Annotated in this window: 2 protein-coding genes and 3 pseudogenes; 2 read left to right on the top strand and 3 right to left on the bottom strand. The window is 62.0% G+C overall.

The window, feature by feature from the left end:
• Positions 1–341, bottom strand: a 341-nt coding sequence (locus AC5ZGW_RS45605) for a helix-turn-helix domain-containing protein (protein WP_496114145.1), incomplete at its 3' end; no start/stop codon positions are given.
• 332 nt (positions 342–673) lie between these two features.
• On the opposite strand from AC5ZGW_RS45605, the pseudogene AC5ZGW_RS45610 reads away from it, so the two are divergent.
• Positions 674–1,170, top strand: a pseudogene (locus AC5ZGW_RS45610) (TCP-1/cpn60 chaperonin family protein); the annotation flags it as partial.
• 279 nt (positions 1,171–1,449) lie between these two features.
• On the opposite strand, the pseudogene AC5ZGW_RS45615 reads toward AC5ZGW_RS45610, so the two are convergent.
• Positions 1,450–1,527: pseudogene (locus tag AC5ZGW_RS45615) on the bottom strand (BrnA antitoxin family protein); the annotation flags it as partial.
• A gap of 413 nt (positions 1,528–1,940) precedes the next feature.
• Between AC5ZGW_RS45615 and AC5ZGW_RS45620 the strand changes: the two are divergent.
• Positions 1,941–2,351, top strand: a complete 411-nt coding sequence (locus AC5ZGW_RS45620) for a DinB/UmuC family translesion DNA polymerase (protein ID WP_245475207.1) — start codon at positions 1,941–1,943, stop codon at positions 2,349–2,351.
• On the opposite strand, the pseudogene AC5ZGW_RS45625 reads toward AC5ZGW_RS45620, so the two are convergent.
• A pseudogene (locus tag AC5ZGW_RS45625) lies at positions 2,340–3,172 on the bottom strand (hypothetical protein); the annotation flags it as partial. The gene AC5ZGW_RS45620 and the pseudogene AC5ZGW_RS45625 overlap by 12 nt on opposite strands.

A 3,172-nucleotide genomic window follows, 5' to 3' on the forward strand; every position in this document is an offset into this window, starting at 1 on the left:
AAGCGAACTTCAAACGTTGGCAATGGGACCGGACGAATCTCGCGCAGCACATCGGTGACGGCGGTGTAGCCGCCCTCATAACCGCGTTCGCGAAGCTCCCGCAAAAGCCGGCGGCCGGTCAGGCCGGGATAAGCCATCACCCGTTCGCGCAAATACGGAACGAATGGATCGATGCGGCGCTGGCGCGGCTTACGTGGACCATAGACCGGCGGCTCTAAGCCACGAGCGATGCATTTACGAACGGTCTTTCGATCGATCCCGAGTTCGCGGGCGATCGCTGAAACCGTCAGTCCCTGCCGATGAAGATCAAGAATCATGATGACTTCCCCAAGCTTGATCACCGCACCCGCTCCCTCGTTCTGGGCAGAGCAGGATTGGGTGATCGATTCGCCGCCCATCCTCAGGGCGCGCCCTGAGGATGGGCGACACGATCAACTGGGGATTTTTTAAACGGCACTTCTGGGGAGAATTACTCAGGCATCAACAGCCGGTGAAGCGAAGCGCTCGGACCGACATGACAGACCGCGCTCCCGCCCACAGATAGAATTCCTGCCGGATCAGCTGGAACGGCCGTTCATTCCAGCCGGCCTCGAAAAGGCCAGGAAGCCGCGCGGACACATGCGGCGCTTATCACTGACGTAGATCGTCGACGCCGAGAGCTGCAGTCAGCTAAGGCGGCGCGACCGAGATCAAGGTGAAGGAGCGCAAGGATCGCGTTGATGACGCAATGCACGCGACCCGTGCGGGGGTGGAAGAAGGCATCGTTCCGGGCGGCGGCGTCGCCCTGCTCCGTGCCACCGAGCAGCTCAAGGGCCTGCGTACCAAGAACGACGACCAGAAGACCGGCGTCGAGATCGTGCGCAAGGCGCTGTCCTGGCCGGCCCGTCAGATCGCGATCAACGCGGGCGAAGACGGCTCGGTCGTGGTCGGCAAAGTCCTGGAGAAGGATCAGTACTCTTACGACACGATGCGCAGACCGGCGAGTACAGCAACCTTGTCTCCAAGGGCATCATCGACCCGACCAAGGTCATGCGCACCGCAGTCCAGAACGCGTCGTCGGTGGCGGCTCTCCTGATCACCACCGAGGCGATGGTCGCCGAGTTGCCGAAGAAGCCGGCCGCCGGCCCCGCAATGCCTCCTGGGGGCGGCATGGGTGTTATGGACTTCTGATCCAGCCGCCGGCACGTGAACCACGAAACGCGAGAACCCCGGCAGCAATGCCGGGGTTTTTGTTTGCTCTTGCAATCTCTTACCACGTTGTTCCGGGCTCGCATTACGCGCGTCCCGGAATCTGCTGTTGGCAGATTCAGCAGCGCTGGTCGCCTTTTTCGTTAAGCATGTTCAGCCGATTGTGAACCCAAGATTTCATATGCCGACCTGATGCAACAAAAAGCTCCGCGAGACGCCCCGCTCGTCTGGAGCGTCCGTTCAGCTATCCACGGGCTTCCGTCAAGTCTTCACAAATGCTTCGTCAATTTTGCTCTGCCAGTTAGGGCCGCCGGCCTTGAAATGATTCAAGACAACGGGGCTAAGCCGAGCTTATTCGTCGGCGCCTTATTGAGCCGCGGCGCCTTGCGCATCGTTGGGAAGACCTCGTCGAAGGCTTTTGTCTTTGCAAAGTCGCGTTTAGTCGATTTCGGGTTATCGCTTAGTCATAGCCTCACGCTGGCACTTGGACACTGCCTGACCGCTCGGCCGACATCCTACAACAAGTTGCTGGCGAAGCTCGCCTCGCACCACCGCAAGCCGCATGATCGTTCCTTACCACGCCAAAGATGGGTCCGACCTCCGTTCAGGATCTCCCCGCCGGGAAATTCCATGAGATCGGGCCGGCGACAAGCGCCAAGATGAACCGCCTCGGGATTTTCCCGGGCATGGACATGCGCAACAGACACTCGAGTTCATGAACGCCAACTTCGGCAAGGCCGATAGCTACTCTGTTGGATACCCACGGCATCGACGAGCGTCCCGTGCGTGCCAACCGGATCCGCAAGTCCCTCGGTGCGGAGAACACCTTCTCAGAGGACCTAGCGGAGTACGATGCTCCGGCAGCGGAACTGAAGCCGCTCATCGAAAAGGTTTCGCACCACTGCGAGGCCACAGGCGCCCGGGGCGGGACGGCGACGCTCAGGGTGAAGTTCTCCGATTGCGAACTAATCACCCGGAGCAAATCAATCGGTCATCCATACCGCAAGCGATCTTCGACCCTCGCTCAGGACCCGCTGAAGCACCTGATGCCGCCAAAGAAGCCAATACAATTGCTCGGAATTGCGATAGTCAGCGTCATCACGCAGCTTCTGCGGTGTGGACGGCAGATCAGCCAGAGAGTGACGACCGCGCTAGATGTCTGACAGAGCCCTCGCCGGCACCGCTGGCGCAGCATCACTACCAACTCGAGGGTGATGGATGAGCCGAACGTCGTTGGGTCCTCCCGGCCCCAAGACGGCGGTGTAGCGCTCGCCGCGAATGTCGTAGTGCTTTACCGGCTCCGTCGCGTCCGGCAAGAGGCCCCAGCGGCCCAGCTTCGAGATCATCATGTCCGGCGCGGGTTGGGTGCCGTGGGAAAAGTCCTCGGGAACGGCCAATGAAGCATCAAAAGTCTCGCCGACCGCTGAGGGCATAGCCTCAGCCCTGGCGGACGCGGGCGCGGCTTGCTCCATCCTGTGTCCAAGCGGCGCTGGCGAGGTCCGATTCCCCGGCCGCGCGCTCGGCTGCGGAGCGTTTTCCGGTCGAGATCCGAGACGAATGGCAGCGCCTGGCGGATTGAGTGGGGCGCTCTGCCTCATCAGCCCCGCGGGCACCAACAGCGCCGTGTAACGGTCAGTGTTGATCACGAAGCTGGTCGGTCGGCTGTCCTGGCTCGGCGGGAGGCTGCTCCCCTCCCGCGCAGTGATCAGCTCGTCCGGCGCGTGCTGGTGGCCGAAGTTCAAGGGACGAACGGCCTCTCCGAAATTCGGGGCCTGAGGATGGCGCGCGGTTGGCCCGAGAGACGACGATGGGCCGGCGCCTTCCATCCTCGCCCACAGCAGATCCGGATCGTAACCTTCCGCAGGAAGGACCACTGGCGAGCCGACAGCTCGCCCGAGAGGCGACGGTGGGCCGGCGCCTTCCATCCTCGCCCACAGCAGATCCGGATCGTAACCTTCCGCAGGAAGGACCACTGGCGAGCCGA

The sequence above is a fragment of the Bradyrhizobium sp. Crot121 genome (genome assembly GCF_059512385.1).